Source organism: Bradyrhizobium sp. B120, from assembly GCF_049075665.1.
Taxonomy (GTDB): domain Bacteria; phylum Pseudomonadota; class Alphaproteobacteria; order Rhizobiales; family Xanthobacteraceae; genus Bradyrhizobium.
Window position 1 is genome coordinate 4,047,137 of record NZ_CP185242.1, and the last position, 21,920, is coordinate 4,069,056.

At 65.1% G+C, this 21,920-nt stretch carries 26 protein-coding genes and 1 pseudogene; 13 read left to right on the plus strand and 14 right to left on the minus strand.

Annotated features, from left to right (window positions below):
* Window positions 1–68 precede the first annotated feature (68 nt).
* Both ACOIX3_RS18365 and ACOIX3_RS18370 read left to right on the plus strand, forming a co-directional pair.
* Window positions 69–746 (plus strand): nitroreductase, encoded by a 678-nt coding sequence (locus ACOIX3_RS18365; RefSeq protein ID WP_420971245.1) that lies wholly within the window; start codon window positions 69–71, stop codon window positions 744–746.
* 282 nt (window positions 747–1,028) lie between these two features.
* The gene (locus tag ACOIX3_RS18370) at window positions 1,029–2,192 is read left to right on the plus strand and encodes an acyl-CoA dehydrogenase family protein (RefSeq protein ID WP_420971246.1); all 1,164 of its coding nucleotides are present in this window, start codon (window positions 1,029–1,031) and stop codon (window positions 2,190–2,192) included.
* Between the two features lie 154 nt (window positions 2,193–2,346).
* On the opposite strand, the gene ACOIX3_RS18375 is transcribed toward ACOIX3_RS18370, so the two are convergent.
* The gene (locus ACOIX3_RS18375; protein WP_420971247.1) at window positions 2,347–4,428 is read right to left on the minus strand and encodes a methyl-accepting chemotaxis protein; all 2,082 of its coding nucleotides are present in this window, start codon (window positions 4,426–4,428) and stop codon (window positions 2,347–2,349) included.
* 326 nt (window positions 4,429–4,754) lie between these two features.
* On the minus strand, window positions 4,755–5,009 hold the full coding sequence (locus ACOIX3_RS18380; RefSeq protein ID WP_420971248.1) for a hypothetical protein: 255 nt from the start codon (window positions 5,007–5,009) through the stop codon (window positions 4,755–4,757).
* Between the two features lie 177 nt (window positions 5,010–5,186).
* Here ACOIX3_RS18380 and ACOIX3_RS18385 point away from each other — a divergent pair, with 177 nt between their 5' ends.
* A complete protein-coding gene (locus ACOIX3_RS18385; RefSeq protein WP_420971250.1) occupies window positions 5,187–5,777 on the plus strand; it encodes an NADPH-dependent FMN reductase in 591 nt (196 codons plus the stop codon).
* A gap of 33 nt (window positions 5,778–5,810) precedes the next feature.
* The gene (locus tag ACOIX3_RS18390; RefSeq protein ID WP_420971251.1) at window positions 5,811–6,593 is read left to right on the plus strand and encodes an SDR family NAD(P)-dependent oxidoreductase; all 783 of its coding nucleotides are present in this window, start codon (window positions 5,811–5,813) and stop codon (window positions 6,591–6,593) included.
* Window positions 6,594–6,605: 12 nt separating this feature from the next.
* Here ACOIX3_RS18390 and ACOIX3_RS18395 read toward each other — a convergent pair whose 3' ends face one another.
* Window positions 6,606–6,986: a hypothetical protein gene (locus ACOIX3_RS18395; protein ID WP_076860242.1), complete on the minus strand. Its 381-nt coding sequence runs from the start codon at window positions 6,984–6,986 to the stop codon at window positions 6,606–6,608.
* Between the two features lie 176 nt (window positions 6,987–7,162).
* Here ACOIX3_RS18395 and ACOIX3_RS18400 point away from each other — a divergent pair, with 176 nt between their 5' ends.
* Window positions 7,163–7,792 (plus strand): L,D-transpeptidase, encoded by a 630-nt coding sequence (locus ACOIX3_RS18400; protein WP_245452982.1) that lies wholly within the window; start codon window positions 7,163–7,165, stop codon window positions 7,790–7,792.
* 83 nt (window positions 7,793–7,875) lie between these two features.
* Here ACOIX3_RS18400 and ACOIX3_RS18405 read toward each other — a convergent pair whose 3' ends face one another.
* Complete coding sequence (locus tag ACOIX3_RS18405; RefSeq protein WP_420971252.1) at window positions 7,876–8,973, minus strand: hypothetical protein; 1,098 nt, start codon at window positions 8,971–8,973, stop codon at window positions 7,876–7,878.
* Between the two features lie 377 nt (window positions 8,974–9,350).
* Here ACOIX3_RS18405 and ACOIX3_RS18410 point away from each other — a divergent pair, with 377 nt between their 5' ends.
* Both ACOIX3_RS18410 and ACOIX3_RS18415 read left to right on the plus strand, forming a co-directional pair.
* Window positions 9,351–9,932 carry a septal ring lytic transglycosylase RlpA family protein gene (locus tag ACOIX3_RS18410; RefSeq protein WP_420971254.1) on the plus strand — a complete coding sequence of 194 codons (582 nt, stop codon included), beginning with the start codon at window positions 9,351–9,353 and terminating at the stop codon, window positions 9,930–9,932.
* Between the two features lie 411 nt (window positions 9,933–10,343).
* The gene (locus ACOIX3_RS18415; RefSeq protein ID WP_050401388.1) at window positions 10,344–10,550 is read left to right on the plus strand and encodes a hypothetical protein; all 207 of its coding nucleotides are present in this window, start codon (window positions 10,344–10,346) and stop codon (window positions 10,548–10,550) included.
* 2 nt (window positions 10,551–10,552) lie between these two features.
* Here ACOIX3_RS18415 and ACOIX3_RS18420 read toward each other — a convergent pair whose 3' ends face one another.
* Window positions 10,553–11,281, minus strand: coding sequence for a class I SAM-dependent methyltransferase (locus ACOIX3_RS18420; RefSeq protein WP_420971255.1), 729 nt, complete (start codon window positions 11,279–11,281; stop codon window positions 10,553–10,555).
* Between the two features lie 189 nt (window positions 11,282–11,470).
* On the opposite strand from ACOIX3_RS18420, the gene ACOIX3_RS18425 reads away from it, so the two are divergent.
* Both ACOIX3_RS18425 and ACOIX3_RS18430 read left to right on the plus strand, forming a co-directional pair.
* On the plus strand, window positions 11,471–11,656 hold the full coding sequence (locus ACOIX3_RS18425; RefSeq protein WP_223967941.1) for a hypothetical protein: 186 nt from the start codon (window positions 11,471–11,473) through the stop codon (window positions 11,654–11,656).
* 171 nt (window positions 11,657–11,827) lie between these two features.
* On the plus strand, window positions 11,828–12,349 hold the full coding sequence (locus tag ACOIX3_RS18430) for a DUF1993 domain-containing protein (protein ID WP_420971256.1): 522 nt from the start codon (window positions 11,828–11,830) through the stop codon (window positions 12,347–12,349).
* Window positions 12,350–12,462: 113 nt separating this feature from the next.
* Here ACOIX3_RS18430 and ACOIX3_RS18435 read toward each other — a convergent pair whose 3' ends face one another.
* From ACOIX3_RS18435 to ACOIX3_RS18470, 8 genes are all read right to left on the minus strand, one after another.
* Entirely contained in the window at window positions 12,463–12,699 is a 237-nt protein-coding gene (locus ACOIX3_RS18435) for a hypothetical protein (protein ID WP_092113629.1), read from the minus strand.
* A gap of 322 nt (window positions 12,700–13,021) precedes the next feature.
* Complete coding sequence (locus tag ACOIX3_RS18440) at window positions 13,022–13,195, minus strand: hypothetical protein (RefSeq protein ID WP_420971257.1); 174 nt, start codon at window positions 13,193–13,195, stop codon at window positions 13,022–13,024.
* A 9-nt stretch (window positions 13,196–13,204) separates the two neighbouring features.
* On the minus strand, window positions 13,205–13,435 hold the full coding sequence (locus ACOIX3_RS18445; protein WP_420971258.1) for a DUF6894 family protein: 231 nt from the start codon (window positions 13,433–13,435) through the stop codon (window positions 13,205–13,207).
* A gap of 140 nt (window positions 13,436–13,575) precedes the next feature.
* Window positions 13,576–13,920, minus strand: coding sequence for a tRNA-binding protein (locus ACOIX3_RS18450; protein ID WP_420971259.1), 345 nt, complete (start codon window positions 13,918–13,920; stop codon window positions 13,576–13,578).
* A gap of 6 nt (window positions 13,921–13,926) precedes the next feature.
* Window positions 13,927–14,910 carry a M23 family metallopeptidase gene (locus ACOIX3_RS18455; protein WP_420971261.1) on the minus strand — a complete coding sequence of 328 codons (984 nt, stop codon included), beginning with the start codon at window positions 14,908–14,910 and terminating at the stop codon, window positions 13,927–13,929.
* Between the two features lie 29 nt (window positions 14,911–14,939).
* Window positions 14,940–15,566 carry a LysE family translocator gene (locus ACOIX3_RS18460; RefSeq protein WP_420971262.1) on the minus strand — a complete coding sequence of 209 codons (627 nt, stop codon included), beginning with the start codon at window positions 15,564–15,566 and terminating at the stop codon, window positions 14,940–14,942.
* Between the two features lie 17 nt (window positions 15,567–15,583).
* Window positions 15,584–16,441 (minus strand): pyridoxal kinase PdxY, encoded by an 858-nt coding sequence (pdxY, locus tag ACOIX3_RS18465; RefSeq protein WP_420971263.1) that lies wholly within the window; start codon window positions 16,439–16,441, stop codon window positions 15,584–15,586.
* Between the two features lie 10 nt (window positions 16,442–16,451).
* A complete protein-coding gene (locus ACOIX3_RS18470) occupies window positions 16,452–16,625 on the minus strand; it encodes a hypothetical protein (RefSeq protein ID WP_016840760.1) in 174 nt (57 codons plus the stop codon).
* Between the two features lie 655 nt (window positions 16,626–17,280).
* On the opposite strand from ACOIX3_RS18470, the gene ACOIX3_RS18475 reads away from it, so the two are divergent.
* Together ACOIX3_RS18475 and ACOIX3_RS18480 are read left to right on the plus strand one after the other, a co-directional pair.
* Complete coding sequence (locus ACOIX3_RS18475; protein WP_420971265.1) at window positions 17,281–17,523, plus strand: hypothetical protein; 243 nt, start codon at window positions 17,281–17,283, stop codon at window positions 17,521–17,523.
* 85 nt (window positions 17,524–17,608) lie between these two features.
* Window positions 17,609–18,238 (plus strand): annotated as a pseudogene (locus tag ACOIX3_RS18480) (FMN-binding negative transcriptional regulator); the annotation flags it as partial.
* 575 nt (window positions 18,239–18,813) lie between these two features.
* Here ACOIX3_RS18480 and ACOIX3_RS18485 read toward each other — a convergent pair.
* The gene (locus tag ACOIX3_RS18485; RefSeq protein ID WP_420971266.1) at window positions 18,814–19,614 is read right to left on the minus strand and encodes an alpha/beta fold hydrolase; all 801 of its coding nucleotides are present in this window, start codon (window positions 19,612–19,614) and stop codon (window positions 18,814–18,816) included.
* Window positions 19,615–19,717: 103 nt separating this feature from the next.
* Between ACOIX3_RS18485 and ACOIX3_RS18490 the strand changes: the two genes are divergently transcribed.
* On the plus strand, window positions 19,718–20,656 hold the full coding sequence (locus tag ACOIX3_RS18490; RefSeq protein ID WP_420971267.1) for a LysR family transcriptional regulator: 939 nt from the start codon (window positions 19,718–19,720) through the stop codon (window positions 20,654–20,656).
* 461 nt (window positions 20,657–21,117) lie between these two features.
* Window positions 21,118–21,867 (plus strand): ROK family protein, encoded by a 750-nt coding sequence (locus tag ACOIX3_RS18495; RefSeq protein ID WP_420971268.1) that lies wholly within the window; start codon window positions 21,118–21,120, stop codon window positions 21,865–21,867.
* The last annotated feature ends 53 nt before the right edge of the window (window positions 21,868–21,920 follow it).

The following is a 21,920-nucleotide window of genomic DNA, read 5'->3' on the forward strand; positions in this document are numbered from 1 at the left end:
TATAAAATACCCGGATAGCTGCGAGAAAATTCCGTGTGCAGCGCGGAACAAAATGGGGGAAACGCGGAATGGAATTCGAGACGCTGGTACAGACACGCAAAAGCGTGCGCGGGTTCAAGAAGCAGCCGGTGTCCCGGGCGACCGTCGAGGAGATCATCGAGGTGGCCAAGCGCGCGCCGTCCTCGATGAACACCCAGCCCTGGCACGTCCATGTCCTGACCGGGGCGCCGCTAGAGGAAGTGCGCCGCCGCAACATGGAGGAGATGATCGCCGGCGCCAAGGCCAAGCGCGACATCATCAGCCATGGTGAGTACCAGGGCGTGCACCGCGGCCGTCAGGTCGACATCGCCAAGAAGCTGTTCGGCGCCATGGGCATTGCCCGCGACGACAAGCCGATGCGGCAGGATTGGGTGCTGCGCGGCTTCCGTCAGTTCGACGCCCCGGTCTCGCTGGTGCTGGCCTATGACCGGATCCTTGATCCCGGCGCGGTCTGCCATTTCGACCTCGGCGCGCTCTGCTACGGCATCGTGCTGGCAGCCTGGGATCGCGGCCTCGGCAGCGTGATCAACGGCCAGGGCATCATGCGCTCCGACATCGTACGCGAGGTCGCCAATATCCCGGAAGACCAGGTCATCATGACCTGCGTCGCGATGGGTTATCCCGACGACAGTTTTGCCGCCAACGCGGTGCGGTCGGACCGCGAGTCGAACAGCGATTTTGTCCGCTATGTCGGCTTTGCCGACTAGGCAGGCCGCGACCAGTGCGGAGGTGTGGCAGCGTCGGCGATCTGAGCACTGATCGTCGATCGCTTGCTTGCAGCCAATCACCTTGTGCTGCGTATCGATTGCTCGATGCGCCCGAGCGTCCGGCGCAATTGCGCACGCGCTGACCGCGCCGCGGGATATTGAATTCCGCACCATGAAACCCTCGCGCGACAGTGAGCGTGCGCGCGCGTTTCCGCTATTTGTGCCGACAAAAAATGCGCTACTGGTTTTGTGAAGCGAAACAGCACAGGCGAGGAATCCCAGATGAGCGATGATGAACAGACAGCCATGATCCGCGAGACCGTCGCGAGATTCGTCGATCGCGAACTCATCCCGCTCGAGCCGCAATATCTGAAATCGAAACTACCCGGCAGCGATCATCCCGAGCTCACCTCCGAGCAGCGCAAGCGGCTGCGCGATGTCTCGAAGGAACTTGGCCTCTGGGGCCTCGATGCGCCCGAGGATCTCGGCGGCCACGATCTGCCGACGCGCACGATGGCCGCGGTGCATGAAGAGCTCGGCCGCAGCTGCGTGCCGTTCGTGCTGCCGCCGGACTCGCCGAACCTGCGCATGCTGCAGGCGGTCGGCACCGAGGCGCAGAAGAAGAAATATCTGCAGCCCTATATCGAGGGCCGGATGACGTCGGCGATCGCGATCTCCGAGCCCGGCGCCGGCGGCGATCCCGCGGGCATGAAGACGCGCGCGGTGCTCGATGGCGAGCAGTGGGTGCTGAACGGCCGCAAGATCTGGATCAGCAATGCGCGCGCCGCCGACTTCATCATCGTGATGGCGCGCGTCGGCAACGACCAGCGCCAGGGCGGCATCACCTCCTTCATCGTCGAGAAGGGCACGGCGGGCTTCATCATCGAGCGTGAGATCCCGATGGTCGGCGGCGGCTCGACCTATGAGATCGTGTTCGAGGACTGCCGCATCCCGAAGGACTCGGTGCTGGGCGAGGTCGGCAAGGGCTACGCGCCGATGCAGCTGCGGCTGCGCACGCGGCGGCTCGAGATGGGATCGACCTGCGTCGGCATCACCAAGCGCGCGCTCGACATGATGTGCGAGCACGCCAAGCAGCGCGAGACGTTCGGCGTGAAGCTCGCCGAGCGCCAGGCGATCCAGTGGTGGATCGCCGACATCTCCACGCGCATGCATGCCTGCCGGCTGATGGTGCGCGAGGCCGCCGACAAGACCGATCGTGGCGAGGACATCCGCCATGAGGCCTCGATGATCAAGGTGTTTGCAACCGAGATGGCCTATGACGCCTGCGACCACGCCATGCAGACCCTCGGCGCACTCGGCGTGACGCTGGAGTTGCCGCTGAACGCGCTCTGGCAGAAGGCCCGCCTGATGCGGGTCTACGAAGGCCCGAGCGAGGTCCATCGCCAGGCGATCGCCCGCCGCGTGCTCGGCCTGCGGGGCGGTTAGAGGGCCGACGAGCCTCAACCAGTACCGTCATTGCGAGCGCAAGCGAAGCAATCCATCGCGCCGCAACTGGGGGCGTGGATTGCTTCGTCGCTGTCGCTCCTCGCAATGACGCGGACAGAGCTCTGTCGCTCGGTGATCGCGGCGTGCCCGTCGCTTACGCCGCGCGCACGTCGGAGAGGAAGCGGTTGACCTGGCCGGCGAGGTCCTTGGACTGCGTCGAGAGCTGCTCGGCCGCGCCCAACACCTGGGTTGCCGCCGCGCCGGTGTCGTCGGCGGCGCGCTGCACGCCGGAGATGTTGGAATTGACCTCCTGGGTGCCGCGCGCGGCTTCCTGAACGCTGCGCGAGATCTCCTTGGTCGCCGAGCCCTGTTCTTCGATCGCGGCGGCAATCGCAGTGCCGATCTGGTCGATCTCGGTGATGACGTCGACGACGCTCCGGATCGCCGTCACGGTCTCGTCGCTTGCGGTCTGGATCGCGGTGATCTGCTCGGAAATCTCCGTGGTGGCCTTCGCGGTCTGGCCGGCGAGCGACTTCACTTCCGAAGCGACGACGGCAAAGCCGCGGCCAGCCTCGCCGGCGCGGGCCGCCTCGATGGTTGCGTTGAGCGCGAGCAGGTTTGTCTGCGCCGCGATGCTCTGGATCAGCGTCACGACGTCGCCGATCTTCTGGGCGCCCTCGGCCAGCGAGCGCGCGGTGTCGCCGGTGCGCCTTGCATGGTCGACAGCGCGCGCGGCGATCTCGGTCGAGGTCGCGACCTGGCGGGCGATCTCCGAGATCGAGGAGGTCAGTTCCTCGGTCGCGCTCGCCACCGTCTGCACATTGGTCGAGGTCTGATCGGACGCCGCGGCGACGACCGCGGCCTGACGGTTGGTGGCGGAGGCGGTGGCCGACATCGATTGCGCGGTGTCCTCCATCACCGATGACGCCGCGGACAATCCGCCGACCAGTTCGGTGACCTTGGCTTCGAAGGCGCGGGTCAGATCGTCGAGCGCGCGGGCGCGGCGCATCTTGACGTCGTTCTCGGCTTCCTTCTCGGACGCGAGGCGATCGGCCTCGATCCTGTTGTCCTTGAACACCTGCACGGCGGCGGCCATCGCGCCGATCTCGTCGTTGCGCGCGGCACCAGGGATCGCCTCGGCGACGTCGCCCGCGGCGAGGCGAGACATCCGGCCGGTGAGGGCGGCGATCGGGTTGAGGATGCGGCGGCGGACCACGACGATGAGGCCGGCGCTGACGGCAATGACCGCGAGCAGCCCGGTCAGTGCGATCACGAAGCTGAAGCGCGCCGACGAATAGGCGCTCGCAAGCACCTGCTCGGCATTCTCGTAGAATGCCTCGCGTACGGTGATGATAGCGGCGAGGCCGATCTGCGATTCCGGATAGTAGGTGTCGAGATCCACCTCATACTTGCCGGACACGGCGCCTTCCTTGGCAAGCTTCAGCGCCTTGCCGAAGCGCTCGACATAGTCGGCCTGCATCTTGCCGAGCGCCGTCATGACGTTGGCGGGCGTTGCCGGATTGTTGCGCAATTCCTGCAAGGTCGAGAGGATCTGCTCGGTGCGGCCGGTCGAGCGATACAGTTCCAGCTTCTCCTGATCGGTCGCGACGCGCTTGGCGCCGACCAGCGCCTTGTGCAGGCTGGCATTGAGGCCGCCGGTGTCGCGCAGCATCCAGGCAACGTTGGCGTAGCTGGCCTGGCGATAGGCATTGCCGTCCAGGCCGGCGAGGCGGCGCACCTGCTCGTCGAGCAGCGTGGTGACACCGGCGTTGAACACGGAATTGTCGGCGACGATCTTGCCGGCGGCCGCACGGCGGGCATCGGCTGGCCCTGCGATTGCGGTCGCGATAGCGTCGCGCAGCCCGCCAAACTTCAGCTTCAGCGCGTCGATCTCGCGCGCGATGGCCTCGCCATCGTCGAGCGATCCCGGCAAGGTGGCGCGCACCTGGTTGACCTTGGCCAGCGCGCCGTCGGTCAACTGACGCTGGCGGTCGAGTTCGGCGATCTGCTTCGGATCGATCGTGCCGCCTGCGAGCAGCAGGTTGGTGGCGTAGCCACGCTCGGGGTTCATGTAGCGCGGGATATCGCCGACGGCGCGGACGATCTCGAGCCGGCTCTGCGCGGTCGAAACCTTGTCCATGGTCTGGTACTTGGTGGCCGCGACATAGGCCGCCAGGCCACCGCCGACCGCGGACAACGAGACGATCGCGGCCGTCAGGAGAGTACCGATTTTCATGGGATGCGCGCCATTTCTTGACGAAAGAGGGAAGGCCTCAACCGTACCGGGTGCGCATTAAGCTTGGGTTTATGATGCGGGAGCCGCGTGTGGCACGGCGTACATCCCCGATCGTCGTCCCTGCGGAAGCAGGGACCCATAACCACAGGGTCGTGTTGTTAGAGAGGGCTGTGGCCCCGGCGTCGTGCAACAATCACCTTCGGTGGTTATGGGTTCTGGCTTTCGCCAGGACGACACCGGATGTGTGGCGGTCCCGCCCAGTCCGCATTGTCCGAAAGTCGAGCGCGCCGGGTCGCTCGGCAGCGTGTGGCGGCACGGGGTGACGGTCAGCGCTCGTCGTCGTCAGCGCCCTTGGTCGCGGCGCGGTGCTGGGTCGCGCCGCCGGTGCCGGCCTCGCCGCAGGGAAGCTGGTTCCAGGTGCCGTCGGCGGCCTGCTGGTAGGCCTGACAGCCGGTCGAATTGGTTGTGGTGGCGGCTTTTTCGTCGGCCTTCTGCCGCTCGGCACTCTTCGCCAGCGCTGGCGTGGCAATGGCAGCGATGGCCGCGAGCGAGCCTGCGAAGACCAGCTTTGCGATCCGCATGTCGGGTTCTCCTTCTCGAAGCGAATGCATATCCAGAAAACAAATCTGGCGATTTTTGGCCGCGGCGGGCGACCTGCGACGAATTGCTTAATGCCGGGAAAACGCCCCGGAATGCCCGTTAATATCTGCGCGCCGGCCGCAGGACGGCTGTCGCAGCGCCGTGGTAGGATCGCCATCATGACCCACCGCATTCTCGTTCTCTACGGCTCCTATCGTTCGGATCGCATGGGCATCCGCCTGGCGCACTTCGTCGTCGACGGCCTGCGTGCGCGCGGCAACGATGTCGAACTGATCGACGCCAAGGAGGTCGGCCTGCCAATGCTCGACCGGATGTACAAGGAACATCCCAAGGGCCAGGCGCCGGCCGTGCTCGAAACGCTCGCCGGAAAGATCCGCGACGCCGACGGCTTCCTGTTCGTCACCGGCGAATACAATTGGGGCATGCAGCCCGGGCTGAAGAACCTGACCGATCATTTCCTCGAGGAATGGTTCTGGCGTCCGGCGGCGATCGCGAGCTACTCGGCCGGGCGATTCGCCGGTGCGCGCGCCGCGACCGCCTGGCACGGCACGCTGTCGGAGATGGGCATGGTGGTGGTGTCGAGCACGATCAGCGCAGGCCCGATCGCGCAAACCCTGTCCGCCGAAGGCAAGCCGATCGGCGAGGGCGGCAAGTCGCTCGAACGCGCCTTTCCACGCTTTGCCGACGACTTCATTTGGTGGATCGAAGCTGCCAAGGCACAGCGGGCGCGCAAGGCGCCGCCATACTGAGCACCGGGCTGCACGTCCTCGGAGATCGGCATCATGAGCCTCTTCACATCGCCCTTCGATCCCGCGCGCGAGGCCGCCTTGGTGACCGGCGCCGGCAACGGCATCGGCCGCGCCATCGCGCAGGCCCTGGTCGGCGAAGGTGTGCGCACGGTGTTCGCCGATCTGCACGAGGACAGGGTCATGGCCGCCATCAAGGCCGCTCCGCGTCCAGAGCTTGCCGTGCACTGGGTCGGCGATCTCGCGCAACGTGCGGCGTGCGACGCCCTGCTGGCACATGCGCAAGCCACGGTCGGGCAGGTGACGCATTTCGTCCACAGCGCTTCGCCGCCGCGCCGCGAGGCCGATCACGCGATGGCGGTCGATGAAGAGACCTGGCGGCAGATGCACGCGGTCAATCTCGATGCCGGCTTTCATCTGTCACGCGAACTGGCGCGCAAGCTGATCGCGGCGAAGCGGCCTGGCTCGTTCCTGCTGCTCACCTCGCTGCACGCGGGCACGCCGCGCAATCTGCCGCATTACTCGACGGCGAAGGCCGGCATGGCAATGCTGGTGAAGGAGCTGGCCAAGAGCTGGGGCCGCTACGGCATCCGCGTCAATGCGCTGGTGCCCGGTGCGATCGCGGCCGGCGGCTTCGTCGCCGATCCCGCGCTGGCCAAGCACATTCCGCTCGGGCGGCTTGGCCAGGCGGACGATCTCGCACCGATGGCGCTCGCGGTGCTGTCGCACAGACTCTCCAGCTACGTCACCGGCGCATCGATCGTGGTCGACGGCGGCCTGTCGCTGACCAACTGGTTCGCGCCGCCGGAGTTCGATTGAGATCGAAGTTTACTACTTGGTCCTGATGTAGCCCGCCAGCCGCGTCTTCTGGTCCTGGCACCAGGTCGTCATGCTGCCGGCGCGGCGCTGGTCGAGGTCGGTGGTCTGGGTCGCGATCGCGACTTCGGTCATCAGGTCGTCGGCCTGCTTCTCGCCCATCTTGCCGCCGGTATGCATGAAGGCGATCGCCTTGCGCACCTGCTCGGTGGTGCCGTCGGGCAGGTGCATGTCCTGCGCGCGCTGCACGAGGTCCTGATAGACGAGATCGGTGCCGGGGCACTCGACCTTGGCGGCGAAGGCCTGCAGCACCATGGTGACATAGGCCGCACGCGGATCGGCGTGGGCCGGTGTTGCCGCGACAATCAGGCCGCCGATCAGCAGAGCGTAACGCATCGAATTCCTCCCGATGTTTTGGATATTTTGCCGCGAGGCTAGCGTCCGCGGGAACCGACTGCAACCGGAAGGACACACTTGCCGAAGGAACCGATCAAACAGCCGTGTTCCAATCTGCGCTGCCACGATTTCAGCACGATTTCGGCAGCAAGTGCCACAACTTGACGCAGGGGAGAATGATCGTGTCGAAGTTGGGGCTTGCCGCGGTGCTGATGGGTTCGCTCGCACTTGGCGGCTGCATGCAGGCGACGTTGTCGCCGGTGACGGATGCCGCGATGACGCCGCGCGATCGGCAATTGCTGGCGCATCCGCCCTATGCGGACGCCAAGATTCCGGATCAGTTCCAGCGCCACATTGTCGATTACACGCGGAAGGAGCAGCCGGGCTCGATCCTGGTCGATACCGACGCGCGCTACCTCTATTACGTGCTGCCCGGCGGCAAGGCGATCCGCTACGGCGTCGCCGTCGGCGAGGAGGCCATGGCCTTCTCCGGTGTGGCCACCGTCGGCCGTCTGGCGGAGTGGCCCGATTGGGTTCCGACCAAGGACATCCAGGAGCGGCTCGGGCCGTATCCGGCGCGTGTCGCCGGCGGACCGGCCAATCCGCTCGGTGCCCGGGGCATCTACCTCTACCAAGGCAACAAGGACACGCTCTACCGCATCCACGGCACCAACCAGCCCGAATATATCGGGCAAGCGATCTCGTCGGGCTGCATCCGCATGAACAACGCTGACGTGATCGATCTCTACCAGCACGTCAAGCCCGGCGCGACCGTGGTCGTGCTGCCCCCGGGACAGAGCGCGTAATTCGCTGTTGAGACACAAAAAGGGCACCGATCGCGTCAGCGTGATCGGTGCCCTTTCGTTTGCCCGCTTGCGTTGGCAGACCGTCAGCGCAGCGGCATCGGCGGCCGAACCACGGGGCCGTTATCATCGGCTTCGACAACAGAGGACTGCTGCGGCTGAACCGGCCGCGGTGCTACCGTCTGCGGTGCGGCCGCAACGGGCGCCGGCAGCGGGGCCGCTGATGCGGCCGGTGGCGGCGGGATGTAGGCCTGTGCCGGCGGGTAGGCCTGGGTCGGCGGGTACGATCGGCGCACTGGCGGTGAAGCAACAGCTGTGCGTGGCGCCGCAGGCGGCGGCGTGATCGCGGCGCGCGGGCGCGGCGCGACCGGCCGCGGTTCGACGGCCCTGGTCTCGGTCGTCCTTGCGACCCGTTGCGTCAACTGATCCTGGCCCGCCTTCAGCTGATCGATACTGGTCTTGAGCTGCTCGATCTGCTGTCCCATCGACGCGAGATCGCGCGCCATCGACTGCAGCAATTGCGTTTGGTCAGGCGCGGCCGCGGCGGCAGCCGGCGCTGCCGGGGTAGCGGGAGCGACCGGCGCCACTGCGGCGGCCGGAGCGGGCGCGGCGGTCGCGACGTCCTGTGGGGCAGCCGCCGGAGCAGCCTCAGCCGGCTGATCGGCGGCAGCCGCCTGCGCGGGCGGGCTGGCCTGGTCGGCAGCGGGAGCGGCCTTGCCTGGCAGCAGCGACGTCAGGGCCTCGACCTGGGGCACGTACTCCGCCACCACCTGCTTGACGCGGTGCCCGTAGTGTTGCCACGCCGCGGTGCCCATGGCGCCGACGATCGCGAACACGAACCAGAAGGCGCGGATCGCCCATTTGTTGGTCGGACGTGGCACACGCTCCAGCCTGATGTCGTCCAGCCTGCCGTCATGGCTTGCGGCGCCGTACTCCGGCGCGGCCGGCGGCGCCGTCACTGGTATCGGCGTCACCGGTGGCACCGAGACGACCGTAGCGGCGGGCGCGACCTGTGGCGTGGAAGAGGGGGCGAGGCTCGGGCCGAACCAAGGCTCGCGTTGCCCCGCCGCTCCCTTGGCGGCGGGTGCCGGCGCGGCGGCGGCATTGTCCGGGCGGGTTGCAGTGAAGCTAGGTTCGATCGCGAAAATATCGTGCGGATCTGCGTCTTTCAGTGTCGATTGCATGGCGGTCCCCGTTTCAGTCCAAGGTCAACCGCAAATGGGCGGCCGGCAATTTGAGCTCTGTATCGACCCCTGGCCCTGACCCCACGACTCCAGTCCGGTTTGACCAAAGCAAGGCGAGAGGGTGGAGAGGTTGGGGAGTTTCGGGAACCGATGCTGGGAGCCGGGGGCAGGCGCCCGCCCAGGCGCACGGGGAAGCTCCGTGATCGCGTTTCCGGCTGAATCTCCCTGGTTGTGTGGCGCATCCACCACACCCGAGGGGAAATCGGCTCGCCTGCGGCGCGTCCGACCGCGCTCCGCCACCGTTCCGCCCCGATTGGATTCGGCCATGCGGGTGTTGGATTTTCGGCTTGGGCTGGGGCGCGAGTTGGGGATGCAACATGTCACGCGACGATGCAGTCATTTCGTACGTCGACGTCAAACGCAGCGCGCGCGGTGTAGCGCCCGTAATTGCATGGGCTCGTGCGCGAAAGCCGCTGCGGCTCTGCGCCATCGTGATCGGCGCCGCGTCGCTTGCGGCCTGTGCGCAGTCCTCCGTCGTCAGCCAGCGCTCGCAAGCGCTCGCGAGTCGGCCAGCATCGCTCGAGCCGACCCGGGCTGCGTCATCGGCGACGCGCACACATGTCGCAACCGCGCGCAAGCACTCGCCGTACGCCTCACGCAAGGGCGGCGAGACCAGGATCGCGTCGCAGGGCGTCGCGAGCTTCTACAGCGAAGGGCAGGAGACCGCGAGCGGCGAGAAGTTCAACGCACACGAGTTGACCGCCGCGCATCCGACCTTGCCGTTCGGCACCAGGCTGCGCGTGACCGACGTCAAGACCGGCCGCTCGGTCACCGTGCGCGTCAACGACCGCGGACCCTACGTTCCCGGGCGCATCGTCGACGTCTCGTATTCTGCCGCACAGTCGCTCGGCATGATCGGCAAGGGCGTCGCGAATGTCCGGCTCGACGTGGTGCAGTGAGCGGCGTCGTAAGCGAGGTTCGGGATTTTTTGCCGGACGGATCGGGAAAAAGTCCCGGCGTTGCGCGCGCTTTAATCCTGTTGTCCGAAAGCTAGCCGCAAATAGAATTGTCGCCGCTACTTCCCGCGCTCTGCTTTTCCAGGCGCGTGGATTTCAACCCAATGAACCTTCCCCGCCTTGGCGTCCCACCGAGGCGGGGTTTTTCTTTGAGGCATGTGCGCTGAGTGCGTTCACAGGGTGGGCCTGAGCCGTCTGCGGCAAGACCACATGCTGGATATGCCGACCTTGATGGGTAAGTTGAGCTAGCCGCGACCGCACGTTGCGCTCGGCCGCATCCGGCGCCTGTGCTTCCACCAAATTGTCATGCTCCCGGCGAATTGCGGCCCAACGCCGCTGCCAACACACCGCCGAATGGATGATGTCGGCGAGGGACAAGCATTGGCCTACAAGATGATCGCAGAACGCGAGAACGAAACGGTCAGGATCGAGCGGGAGAGCACCTTCATCATCATTGCCAAGGCCAAGGTCTGGGCGAGCGAGGGATGGCAGGTGGTGATCACCGACAAGGACGGAAAATCATACCCGCCCGAGGAATTCGACAAGCTGCTCGCGGCTTAGTGCTAGCGCTGCGCTGACACCAGCATCATCATCGGTCGCTCCAGTTCATCGGCCAGTTCGGGCATAGCCTTGATCTGCTCCCGCGTCGGGGAGAATTCCTCGACATGGCGAAGCGTGAAGCCGGCGCCGATCAACGCATTGAGCGTGGTGCCGATGGTGCGGTGATATTTCAGCACGCCTTTCACATACCAGTCGGTCCGGCGTTCGCCTTCGATGAAGTAGCGGTTGACCGGCCAGGTCTTGCGGCCGACCTGGTCCTGTCCCCAGCCGGGATGGGTGGCCGCCATGTAGATCGGATGCTCGATGGTGAAGACCAGATGCCCGTCCGGGACGAGCGTGCGGTACAGCATGCGCGCCAGGCGATCGAAGTCCCTGATGTAGTGGAAGGTGAGGGCGCTGTAGGCGAGGTCGAACGTCGCCTTCGGCAGCTCCAGCGTTTCGAGGTCGGCGATCTCATAGGCGATGGCCGGATCCTGCGTCATCGCCGTGGCGCGTGCGATCATGTTCTGCGAGAGGTCGACGCCGAGCACGCCCGAGGCGCCTTGCTCGCGCATCCAGCGCGACACCCAGCCGAAGCCGCAGCCGAGATCGACCACACGCTTGCCGGTGATGTTGGGCAGCATGGCGCGGATCGCTGGCCATTCGGGCGCCCCGAGCAGTCCGCGGACCTGCCGCGGCAGCTGGCTGTAGCCGGCGAAGAAGCCAGGATCTTCATAGATGTTCTGCGCCATGGTCCGGCAACTCGGGAGGGAGCGGGGTCCGCCTCTCTGTATCCGCCGACGCGGCGCGGGGGAACCATTGATTCCGTCGCGCCGGCCGGGATGCTGGAACCAGACACGACGTTCGGCCGTTTTGAAGTCAGTCCGCGGGACGCGCGGTCATGCCTGTCCCTGCGGCGTCGGACAGCGGAGGAGAGTGTCATGATAGCCGAGATGCAGATCCACACCATCGCGCGGCAGATGCTGGAGAAGCACGGCCTGCAGGCGATTGCCGAGGCGGCGCAGAACGCCGTCGCCTGCGAGAGCAAGGGCGAGACCGAAGAGGCCCGCGAGTGGCGCCATATCGAGGACGCCATGAAGATGATGCGCGGACCGCATCAGAGCTGACCGCGGGGAGCCCGCGATGCCTGACCGAATGATCCGGCGCTGGGCGCTGGACCATTCGACTTGCGAATCCCCAAGGTTTGCGAATCCCCAAGGCCGCTTGCCTTCGCTGGAAATTCCGGGAACTCTGTTCCGGCAAGCATCAGACAAATTTTCTATCTGGGGGAATTCGCCATGACCTTTTCGCTCTACGACGCGACCGTTGCCAACTATCTGCAGATCCTCGGCGCCACCTCGGGCTTTCTCGACAAGAGCCTGGCGCATTTCAAGGCGAACGGCATCGATCCGGCCGAGATCGTCGAGACCCGGTTGTTTCCGGACATGTTGCCGTTCCGCTTTCAGGTGGTCTCGCTCGCGCATCATTCCCGCGGCGCGATGGAGGCCGCGAAGAGCGGCGTGTTCGTCCCGCCGTCCGGCAAGCCCGATCTGGATTACGCCGCACTGCAGGCGCTGGTGACGGACGCGCACAGCGAATTGTCGGCGCTGACGCCGGACGCGGTCAACGCGCTGCTCGGGCGCGAAGTGATGTTCAAGCTCGGCGAGCGGTCGATGCCGTTCACGGCCGAGGGATTCCTGATGTCGTTCTCGCTGCCGAACTTCTTCTTCCACTCGACCACGGCCTACGACATCCTTCGCCACAAGGGCGCGCCGCTCGGCAAACGTGACTTCATTGGCCGGTTGAACATGAAGAAGTGATCGGACCGCGCGCCGACTGGTCTTGCTGAGGCGGCAACATCAGCCGCTGTGTGCAGCAAGATCAGGACCGCGCGCGGATGGGCGCGGTCAACAGAGTCCAAAGCCTGCCGGCGCTAGCCCGCCCTGCGCCAGTGTGGCACGGGATCGAGCGGCGTCCGGTAGAGCTCGCGCCGGTCGATGTCGGTGACGCGCACGGCGCAGCCGCGTGCCTTCAACTCCGGCTTGACCTGCGACAGCTCGTTGGCGAGCTGATCGGCGCGATCGGAGGCAAGGCTGATGTCTTCGAGGATGATCGTTCCTTGATTCCGGAACTCGTCCCCCACCACGAGATCGAAGGTGTAGTACGGCATCCGAAGTTCTCCGTTTCGGTTTGCATCACAGGGTAACACTGAGTCGTGCGTTCCCTAAGATGCATCGCGCACAATCGTCGGGCGATCGGCGCAAAAACGATGTGCAACGCTCCACACACGATGAACGACTAGACGCGCAGCACGGCGAAGGAGTCCTGTCATCCAGCTCACCGCCATGGCGTTAAGATTTGATTAAAACTGTCGTCGCAAGCTTGGGACCAGGTGGAATTGCGGCGGAACCGGACTCCGGGAACCGGCAGCCGCAGGAGAAGGCCGGTGGCGTAACGCCCATCGGCCTTTTCTCGTCGCTCAAGCCCTCGGACTAGTCGCGCAGCGTGGTCTGCCGCCTGGCGCGGCATTTCGGACCCGGCCCGCGCATGTAATACAGCTCGGGGCGATAGGGGTTGATGACACCCTCGATCAGCGCGACGCAGCGCTGAGCGAGGCGGGTGAAGTGGCGCCGCAAGGGCCGCAGGGCGTGTTCCATCGAATTCATGGCATGCCCTCAGTGGAATTCGCCAAGAATGGCGGTGAACGGCAGCTCGAAGATCTCGGTCCCGATATCGTCGGTGACGTGGACCGCCCAGTTGCGCCAGTCTTCCACACTCGGTGTCATGACAAAGCTGCGCGCGAGCTGCTCCGCATGCACCCGCACCTCCGAAAAATCCATCGCGGCGCCGATGCGATCCAGGATGACGTGCTTGTCGTCGGAGCAGTGAAAGAAAACTGCAGACATCTTCCGATTCCCATGCCGAAGCGATTCTCGTGCGCTGGAATAGCAGCGCACGCGGGCACTTAGAATCCGGGTGATCCCCCATCGGTAAACTACGGGGAATCCAGACGATTTGAATCACGCGGCCGTGATCGTAGGCGACGTCAGTAGATCGGCTCGCCAACCGCAACCTCGCTGCGCGGGCCGAGCACGATCACCTGGCCGCCGGCATCCTTGGCGCCGAGGATCAGCAGTTCCGAGGTGAAACCGGCGATGTTCTTCGGCCCGAGATTGCAGACGCAGACGACCAGCGAGCCGATCAGCGCCGCCGGCTCATAATTCGTGATCTGCGCGCTCGACCACATGATCCGCCCGGCGCCGACATCGACGCCGACCTTGTAGGAGGGATTGCGGGCCCGCGGAAACGGCTGCACCTCGACCACCTTGCCGATCCGGATGTCGAGGCGGGCGAAGTCGTCATATGTGGCTTGCGGCTTGAGCGGAGACATCTGCCCTCATGGTTTGCGCGAGCGGCCGGCGAACAGGTCCGTATCGAAGGTCTGGGGATTGACGGGATCGTAGCGCGACCAGTCCATCGACGGGTCGCTGCCGTAGCGCGCCTGCCACGCCGCATCCGTCTTGAGCGCCCCGATGACGGCGGGGCGAATCTCGAAATGCAGCAATTTGCGCGGGCCAATCTCGCCGATCTTGTCCTGCTTCCTGATCTTGGCGCCGACCGCAACCGGCTGGCCGTTGGCGCCGACGATGCGGCCGAGCTGGGCATAGCGGCTGAAGACGACGTGCCCGTTGGGATAGATGTGCTTCACCACGACATAACGCCCGCAGTGCCCAATGTTGAGAGCATCAACCGAGGCCTGGTCATCCTGCTCGACCCGGATCACGACGCCATCATCCATCGCGGTCACCGGCGCACCTTCGTTGTCCGAGGTCATGTCGACGCCGGGATGAAAGTCCGTCGTGCCGCATCCGCAAGGTGGTTCCTTGGCAGCTGTGGCGGGAGCGGCCTTGGGGGTCTGGAATTCATTGACCAGCAGCCCGGGCCCCTGTTGGCCAGTATACAGATGGATCACGAACAGCGTCAGGCCGCTGCCGAGCGGCACTTCGCGCGGCAGGAATGCGCGCACCACATCCTGGATGAAGACGAGCGCCTCCGCACCCTTCGCCGAGCGCACCTTGATGCAGCGCGAGGCCTGAACGCCGTCGATCTGATCCGGCGTGAACCCCAGCATCCGCATGGTCGTCGCGACCGACTGCACTGCACAGGTTTCCTCATAGGAGACCAGCGTGACCTCGAGCCGGTACGGCTTCGCGCCGTTGAGGTCGACACCGGTCTTGGGCCGCGGCTGCGCCAGCAACTCGTCGAGGTCGGCGGTCTTGTAGCGGGCGTAATCGAACGCCAGCACGGGGGCGGCGAACAGCGCCGCGAGCCCGCCGACGAGCAACGCCGTGAGATGTGTTTTCAGCCGAGCCCCGATCATGTCACGCCCCCTCCGAGATCCCGCGCGGCTCAGCGTTCCTGAAACGCGAGACGGATGCCGAGCGCGATGTAGATCGTGCCGACCACGCGGCCCTGCCACTGCCCGATGCGGCGATTCCGCCGGATCCATGGGCTGATCTGGCCGGCGGCGAGCGCGAGCAGCGAGGTGTAGGCCGCGCTCATCGCGACGAAGATCAGGCCCAGCGTCGCGAACTGCGCCACAGCGGAGCCGTGGCCGGGATGGACGAACTGCGGCAGGAAGGCGAGGAAAAACAGCGCGGTCTTCGGGTTGAGCATCTCCGCCCAAATCGCCTGCCGGAATGCGCGCCTGGGATCGACGGGCTGCGCCGCCGGCAAATGCAGGTCGTCATTCTTCTCGAACAGGGCGCGGGCGCCGAGCACGATCAGGTAGATCACTCCGGCATATTTGACGATCGAGAACGCGAGCGCCGAGGTCATCAGCACGGCCGACAGGCCGAATGTCGCCATCGCGGTGTGGACGAGGTCGCCGAGCGCGATGCCGAACCCGGTCGCGACGCCGACTCGCGGCCCGCCGGTGACCGAACGCGCGAGCACCAGCAGCACGGCCGGCCCCGGGATCAGGAACAGGCCGAGCACGACGGCGGCGCAGGTGAGGAGGGTGGTGATGTCGATCATGAAACGGGTTCCGAATGTCAGGATGCAGGGATGGCAAACGGCGCGAAGCGCGGCTGCGGATCAAGCATCAGCTCGGCGCTTTCGACAATGCGCATTTCCTCGGTTCCTCTCTGCGCTGTGCGCACCAGCACGCCGTGGATGCCTGACGCGGCGTGGCTGAGCGCCTCCGGCGTCGCCAGGCCACGCACGCGGGCGGCGACGAACAGCGCGGCGAACAGGTCGCCGGTGCCGGACGGGCTGATCGGCACGCGCGGGGTGCGCACGCGCCACGCTCCCGTGCGCTCGATCGCCAGCGTCTCGATCTCATTGTGGGGCGTGCCGGCAAGCTCGGCGCTGGTGATGACGATGGTTGCAGGCCCCCGCGCCATCAGCGCGCGAGCCTGCGCGATGACGCCATCGGTCGTCGTCACGCGCGCGCCGCAGAGGAATTCAAACTCGAAATGGTTGGGCGTGATGATGTCGGCCAGCGGACAGAGCTGGTCGCGCACCAGCGGCGGGATGTCCGATCGCACGAACATGCCGCGATCACGGTCGCCGAGCACGGGATCGCAGCAATAGAGCAGGGCCGGGTTCTCCGCTTTCGCACGGGTGACGAAGTCGGCGATATCAATCGCGATGTCGGCCGAGCCGAGATAGCCCGACAGGATCATCCGGGCGCTTTCGACCGCGCCGCGCTCCTCGATGCCGCGCAAGAGGTCGGCGACCAGCTGCACGTCGAGCACCCGTCCGCGGATGGTCGGATAGCCGGGCCGGTTGCTCAGCAGCGTGGTCGGCACGGCGACGACGTCGATGCCGTGCAGCTGGATCGGAAAGGTGGCCGCGCTGTTACCGACATGGCCCCAGGCGACCTGTGACTGGATCGAGATGACGGTCATGTCGTCCGCATCAACCGAACAGCGCAGCGTAGATGACGTAGAGCCAGCCCAGGATACCGTGGATGATCGCCCACAGGATCGAATGGTTCTTGGTGTAGGAGATCGCAATCGCCAGCGCCGAGCCGAACCCCACGCCGTATTTCGCGCCCTCGACGCGGACGCCGTAATATCGATTGCCGTTCATGGTGATCCTTCCAGCGAGAGGGCGCGATTGGTGGCAGCGTAACCCGCGAGTTGGCGCGAGTTCAACGGCGGATTGGGATATCGCGGATCGCTATGACGGCGATGCAACGGCCTCGTCTGTCTCCATTCGTCGTCCCTGCGAAAGCAGGGACCCATAACCACAGGATTGGGTTGTCGAAGAAGGCTGTGGCCCCAGCGCTGCGAGGCAATTGGTATTCGTGGTTATGGGTCCCGGGTCGCGCTTCGCTTGCCCGGGACGACACCGGATGTGTTGCACGTTCGCTGAGACAAACATCTACATTCTCGCGACATGACTTGTCCGAGTCTTGCCTCTCGTTTCGCCGCTCTGGAAACAGAGGGTGCAGGGAAAGCCTCAAGCGGAATGTTTTCCTATAGCCGGACCGACGCGTCTTGCCGAGTTTGCCGTCGGGTTGTTTTGTCGCAGCTCTCGCAACCGCGGTTGCGGCCGGTCGGGTCTCCGGTCCCGGCGGTCACGCTCCGATCAATCGAATGTGTCGAACCGAGCCGCAGCACGGGAAAATTCGCTGCGTCGTCGCGGAATAATCCGGTGGCCCCGCCCGTCATGGTTTCAGCGAAAACGCTTCAGCAGGCCGGCGAGATGGTCCCACCCTGTTGAATCCAGCAGGAGAAGTTCGATGACGACGATCAAACACGTCGCGGCGGGCCTGGTTGCGCTCGCCATGCTGACGACATCGGCCATGGCGCGCGAAGTCCCGGCCGGCCCATCCGCGTTCGTAAAGGGACATACCGCGGCCGCCGGCCGCTGGGGCGGCGGGCCGCCGCGCATGGCCGTGCCGCGCTACGGGGAGTTCGAGACGCTGCCCCGGGATCAGCCGGGCGGCGTCTGCGATCACGGCGACAATGCCATGATCTGCTGAGCCGGACGGTGCATGGCGGTGATCTCCGGCAAAAGTTGCGCTAGCTTCGCTGGGTCGTCTCCCTCCAGCCGCGAGCGCCGCCGCCATGCACATCCTCCGTCCCCAATTTCGCATCGAGGACGACCACGCGCTGGCCCTTGCGGCGGCGCGCGGCTTCGGCGCCATCGTCGCCGCCGATGCGCGCGGCCCGCGGGCGTCTCATGTGCCGTTCGTGATCGCGCGGCGCGACGATCGCGTGATCGTGCAGATCCATCTCACCGCGAAAAACCCGCTGGTCGAACTCGCCGACGGCGTCAGGCGTTTCCTGCTGATCGTCTCCGGCGACGACGCCTATATCTCGAACGATTGGTACGTCTCGCGCGATAACGTCTCCACCTGGCTCTACGAGGCGGTGCATTTGTCCGGCGTCGCGCATCTGCGCGATCACGGGGAGAACCGCGGCCATGGCGACGCGCTGCTCGCGGCCTCCGAGGCGCGGCTGCCGAAGCAGCCCTGGGACCTCACGCAGATGGAGCCCGGCAAGCGCGAACAGATGCTGGCGGGGATCCGGGTGATCGACCTCGTTGTCGATGAGATCGAGGGCCAGTCGAAGCTCAACCAGCACAAGAGCGATGCGGACTATGTCGCGCTCGTCAACCGGCTCGCGCATGCGGGGGAGACCTCGAGCCACAGGCTTGCGGAGAAGATGCGCACGCTGCGGCCGGGGCTTGAATATATGGACGCGCGCGCGTGGGTGGCCGGCAAGGCTGATCGATCCGGCGAGGTGCCGGCCGAGCAAGGGACGACGACATCAGGTGACGAGAAGTCAACGCTCAGTCTTCAATCCGGAAATCATCTGGTTCGAAATGGAGATGGTGCTGGTTTGCCACCTGCGAAGCCCATCCGGACTCAAGAGCAGCTTGCGCCGTTGGCGCGACAAGTCGCTTCAAATCAGGAGTTGATGGAGCGATTTCGCAATGTGGTCGGCTCGAACGATCGGGAGCGCGGCTTGGCAATAATAGACGACATCTGGGCGTTCTCGAAGACCATCGATCCAACGATCTCGCATTCCGAGGCGACCCGCATGACTCTCGTGTTGCTGAAGATTGTCGAGCCAAGCGTAGGGCGGGTTAGCGAAGCGTAACCCGTCGCGGTGGTGCTGCGGACAGAGGGCGGATTACGCTTGCGCTAATCGCCCTACAAAGTCGATCGGCATCGATGTCGCAAACGCGTTGTTAAGGTTTGCGCCGTGCCGATTTGTTCGATTCCGATTCGTTCTTTGCGAACAAAATGGAGTCGGATGGAGAACGATTAGGGTGCGCCCCGCAGGAAGCTCGCGACTTCATCGTTGAATCGATCCGCCTGTTCGACATTGAGAATGTGAACTCCGGGCAGCAGAACGAGCTTTGCATTGGTGATGGTCGCCGCGATCTCTTTGCTGTGACTGGCCCGCGTGACGGTGTCGCTCTCACCGCCGATAACCAAGGTCGGCGCTGCGATCAGCGAGATTACCCGGCGAAGATCGACATCGCGCAGGGCGGCGTAACAGCCGGCGAGGCCGCGCGGCGGCGTGGTGCGCACCATGTTGCGGAATTCGTCGACAATCGCGTTCGGCGCAGCCAGCATCGTGGCGGGAAACCAGTTGCGCATGAACCCCTCAGCGATTCCGTCCATGTTGCTCGCGGCCAGCACGGCGCGGATCTGGTCGTCGAACGGCAGCTCTGACGCAAGATAGGACGCGGTGTTCGAGAGGATCAGGCGATAGATGCGTTCAGGCGCGAAGATACCAAGCCACTGCCCGATGAACCCGCCGAGCGACAGGCCGAGGAAATGTGCGCGATCGATCCCGAGGGCGTCGAGCAGTTCGACCACATCGCGGCCAAGCCGGTCCATCGAATAGGCGCCCGCAGGCGCGTCTGAACCGCCGTGACCGCGGGTGTCGTAGCGGAGCAGGCGAAAGAACCGGCTGAGGGCCGGCACGGAGCGATCCCACATGTGCAGGTTGGTGGCGATCGAGTTCGATAGCGCGAGCACCGGCCGATTGTCGGGACCATCGATCCGGTACGCAATCCGGCAGCCGTCCCCCGTCGTGAAGTGTCGATCGCCGCTCATTTCGTCAGTCCCTTCTGCTGGAGGAATCCGGCGACCAGGCTAGGGCTCGCGCTCGCCAGATAAAATTACTAAGATCGATCTATCTCTGTAGGATTTGTGGACAATGGACTGGATCAAGCTCCACGACTTGCGCTGCTTCGACGCGGTCGCGGCCAAGGGAAGCTTCCAGGCTGCGGGCGCCGCCCTGAACCGCTCGCACCCATCGGTGTTCGCGGCGGTCGCCCGCCTCGAGCAGCAGCTCGGCCTCACGCTGTTCGATCGCAGCGGATACCGCGTCGGGCTGACGGAGGCAGGGCGAACGTTTCACGAGCGCACGCGGCTGACGCTGCGCGAACTCGATCTGCTGCAGACCTATGCGGACCAACTCGTCAGCGGGGAAGAGGTCGTGCTGCGTGTCGTCATCGGCGACCTCTGCCCGCGGCCGCCCGTCCTGCAAATGCTCTCGGGGTTCTTTGCCCGGTATCCCAACACACGCCTGCATCTGGAATATGAGGCGGTCGGAGGACCGCTCGAGCGCTTGATCGATGATAACGCCGACCTCGTGTTTCATCGCGCGGATCCGTCCGATCCGCGCTTCGAACAAATCGAACTCTCAACCACGGCCATGGTGCCGGTTGTCGCTCCCGGGTTTCTGCCGTTCGCGTGGACGAAGAAGATCACGCCGGAGCAGATGCGTCCCTTCACGCAGTGCGTGATCCGTGACACGGCGCGGCGACCGTCGTCGGAAAGCTTCTTCCTGATCGAGGGCGCCCATCGTTGTACCGTGCCGGACCAGATGATGAAGAAGGAGCTGATCCTGCATCGTCTCGCCTGGGGCCATCTGCCGGCGTGGCTGATCGAGGATGAGCTCAGGGACGGCCGACTGATCAGCATCGCGGGACCCAATTTTCCGGGCCGTGAGGAACGTCTGGCGGCGATCCGCCATCGGCAGCATGCGCACGGGCCGGTCGCGGAAGCACTTTGGCTTCACCTTGAAGGTTGGCAGCTCGCGCGGCGCGCAGCGCGGCGCGGCAAACGGCTCCGCGCAAAGCGTCGCCGATGATGCGCGCGCCGTAAGGTGTCGGCACGACGTTATCGAGAGATGTCGGATTACGCTCGCGCTGATCCGCCGTACGAAATGCATCCGCGGCAAGTTATGCAAACGTGTTGTTAAGAATCGCTCCGCGTTGAGTTTTCGATTCCGATTCGTTCCTCGCGAACAAACTGGAGTCGGATGGGGAACGCGGCTGTCATGCGATTCGTCGCTTGATAGGTGAAGCGATTGCACGTAGAGCGCCCAAAGCGCGCCGAGATATTCCGTGTCGAGAGCAATTATCCCATCGCGGTACAATATCAGCTGCCCGGATGCTGCAAATGCACACGCCCTGTTAAGGCTTGGGTTGCGCCGATTTTCTCGATTCCGATTCGTTCTTCGCGAACAAACTGGAGTCAGATGCAGAACGGGGCTGTGGCGCGCGACGGGTTTCTCTGCTCCACTGCACGCGCGCAAGAGAGAGCGGATTGATGGCCAAGAAGACAAACAAGAAAGCCGGCAAGACGACAGCGAGGAAGATGACGAAGCCCGCGTCGCGGCGGACGGTGCTGGCGATCGACATCGGCGGCACGCATGTGAAGGTCATGACCGACAAGGCGCGCATCAAGCGCGAATTCGAGTCAGGTCCAACGCTGTCCGCGACCGAGATGGTGCGGCAGGTCAAGGCGCTGACCAGGGACTGGTCCTATGACGTGATCTCGATCGGCTATCCCGGACCGGTGGTTCACAACCGTCCGCTGACGGAGCCGCACAATCTCGGCCGCGGCTGGGCCGGCTTCGATTTTCACGGCGCGTTCGGTCGGCCGGTGAAGGTGGTCAACGATGCGCTGATGCAGGCGATCGGCAGCTATCAGGGCGGGCGGATGCTGTTCCTCGGTCTCGGCACCGGGCTTGGCTCGGCGATGATCGTGGAGGGGGTTTACGAGCCGATGGAGCTCGGTCATTTGCCCTATCGCAAGGACGGGACGTTCGAGGACCATGTCGGCGCCGCCGGCCTCGAGCGGCGCGGCCGGAAGAAATGGCGCAAGAGCGTCGACGATGTCATCGCGCGGCTGTCGGCGGCGCTGGAGCCCGACTACATCGTGCTCGGCGGCGGCAATGCCGACAAGGTCGACAACCCGCCGCCGAATGTGAGGTTCGGCGACAACGCCAACGCATTCGAGGGTGGTTTCCGGATGTGGAAGAAGGCAACGCGTAAGTCGCGCAGCGCGCGTCGGTGAAACTGGAACTGCCACCAAATTGCCGCAACTGCCGAAGTTTCGCTGCTCCGTGG

What these genes read in the sequence shown, in the direction of transcription:
- ACOIX3_RS18430 (WP_420971256.1), top strand. Translation starts at nt 11,828, where the DNA reads ATGACCTTTTCGCTCTACGACGCGACCGTTGCCAACTATCTGCAGATC.
- ACOIX3_RS18455 (WP_420971261.1), bottom strand. Translation starts at nt 14,910, where the DNA reads ATGATCGGGGCTCGGCTGAAAACACATCTCACGGCGTTGCTCGTCGGC.
- ACOIX3_RS18490 (WP_420971267.1), top strand. Translation starts at nt 19,718, where the DNA reads ATGGACTGGATCAAGCTCCACGACTTGCGCTGCTTCGACGCGGTCGCG.
- ACOIX3_RS18460 (WP_420971262.1), bottom strand. Translation starts at nt 15,566, where the DNA reads ATGATCGACATCACCACCCTCCTCACCTGCGCCGCCGTCGTGCTCGGC.
- ACOIX3_RS18485 (WP_420971266.1), bottom strand. Translation starts at nt 19,614, where the DNA reads ATGAGCGGCGATCGACACTTCACGACGGGGGACGGCTGCCGGATTGCG.
- ACOIX3_RS18415 (WP_050401388.1), top strand. Translation starts at nt 10,344, where the DNA reads ATGGATGATGTCGGCGAGGGACAAGCATTGGCCTACAAGATGATCGCA.
- ACOIX3_RS18420 (WP_420971255.1), bottom strand. Translation starts at nt 11,281, where the DNA reads ATGGCGCAGAACATCTATGAAGATCCTGGCTTCTTCGCCGGCTACAGC.
- ACOIX3_RS18375 (WP_420971247.1), bottom strand. Translation starts at nt 4,428, where the DNA reads ATGAAAATCGGTACTCTCCTGACGGCCGCGATCGTCTCGTTGTCCGCG.
- ACOIX3_RS18365 (WP_420971245.1), top strand. Translation starts at nt 69, where the DNA reads ATGGAATTCGAGACGCTGGTACAGACACGCAAAAGCGTGCGCGGGTTC.
- ACOIX3_RS18495 (WP_420971268.1), top strand. Translation starts at nt 21,118, where the DNA reads ATGGCCAAGAAGACAAACAAGAAAGCCGGCAAGACGACAGCGAGGAAG.
- ACOIX3_RS18410 (WP_420971254.1), top strand. Translation starts at nt 9,351, where the DNA reads ATGTCACGCGACGATGCAGTCATTTCGTACGTCGACGTCAAACGCAGC.
- ACOIX3_RS18380 (WP_420971248.1), bottom strand. Translation starts at nt 5,009, where the DNA reads ATGCGGATCGCAAAGCTGGTCTTCGCAGGCTCGCTCGCGGCCATCGCT.
- ACOIX3_RS18370 (WP_420971246.1), top strand. Translation starts at nt 1,029, where the DNA reads ATGAGCGATGATGAACAGACAGCCATGATCCGCGAGACCGTCGCGAGA.
- ACOIX3_RS18435 (WP_092113629.1), bottom strand. Translation starts at nt 12,699, where the DNA reads ATGCCGTACTACACCTTCGATCTCGTGGTGGGGGACGAGTTCCGGAAT.
- ACOIX3_RS18475 (WP_420971265.1), top strand. Translation starts at nt 17,281, where the DNA reads ATGACGACGATCAAACACGTCGCGGCGGGCCTGGTTGCGCTCGCCATG.
- ACOIX3_RS18445 (WP_420971258.1), bottom strand. Translation starts at nt 13,435, where the DNA reads ATGTCTGCAGTTTTCTTTCACTGCTCCGACGACAAGCACGTCATCCTG.
- ACOIX3_RS18440 (WP_420971257.1), bottom strand. Translation starts at nt 13,195, where the DNA reads ATGAATTCGATGGAACACGCCCTGCGGCCCTTGCGGCGCCACTTCACC.
- ACOIX3_RS18470 (WP_016840760.1), bottom strand. Translation starts at nt 16,625, where the DNA reads ATGAACGGCAATCGATATTACGGCGTCCGCGTCGAGGGCGCGAAATAC.
- ACOIX3_RS18385 (WP_420971250.1), top strand. Translation starts at nt 5,187, where the DNA reads ATGACCCACCGCATTCTCGTTCTCTACGGCTCCTATCGTTCGGATCGC.
- pdxY (WP_420971263.1), bottom strand. Translation starts at nt 16,441, where the DNA reads ATGACCGTCATCTCGATCCAGTCACAGGTCGCCTGGGGCCATGTCGGT.
- ACOIX3_RS18390 (WP_420971251.1), top strand. Translation starts at nt 5,811, where the DNA reads ATGAGCCTCTTCACATCGCCCTTCGATCCCGCGCGCGAGGCCGCCTTG.
- ACOIX3_RS18395 (WP_076860242.1), bottom strand. Translation starts at nt 6,986, where the DNA reads ATGCGTTACGCTCTGCTGATCGGCGGCCTGATTGTCGCGGCAACACCG.
- ACOIX3_RS18405 (WP_420971252.1), bottom strand. Translation starts at nt 8,973, where the DNA reads ATGCAATCGACACTGAAAGACGCAGATCCGCACGATATTTTCGCGATC.
- ACOIX3_RS18425 (WP_223967941.1), top strand. Translation starts at nt 11,471, where the DNA reads ATGATAGCCGAGATGCAGATCCACACCATCGCGCGGCAGATGCTGGAG.
- ACOIX3_RS18400 (WP_245452982.1), top strand. Translation starts at nt 7,163, where the DNA reads ATGATCGTGTCGAAGTTGGGGCTTGCCGCGGTGCTGATGGGTTCGCTC.
- ACOIX3_RS18450 (WP_420971259.1), bottom strand. Translation starts at nt 13,920, where the DNA reads ATGTCTCCGCTCAAGCCGCAAGCCACATATGACGACTTCGCCCGCCTC.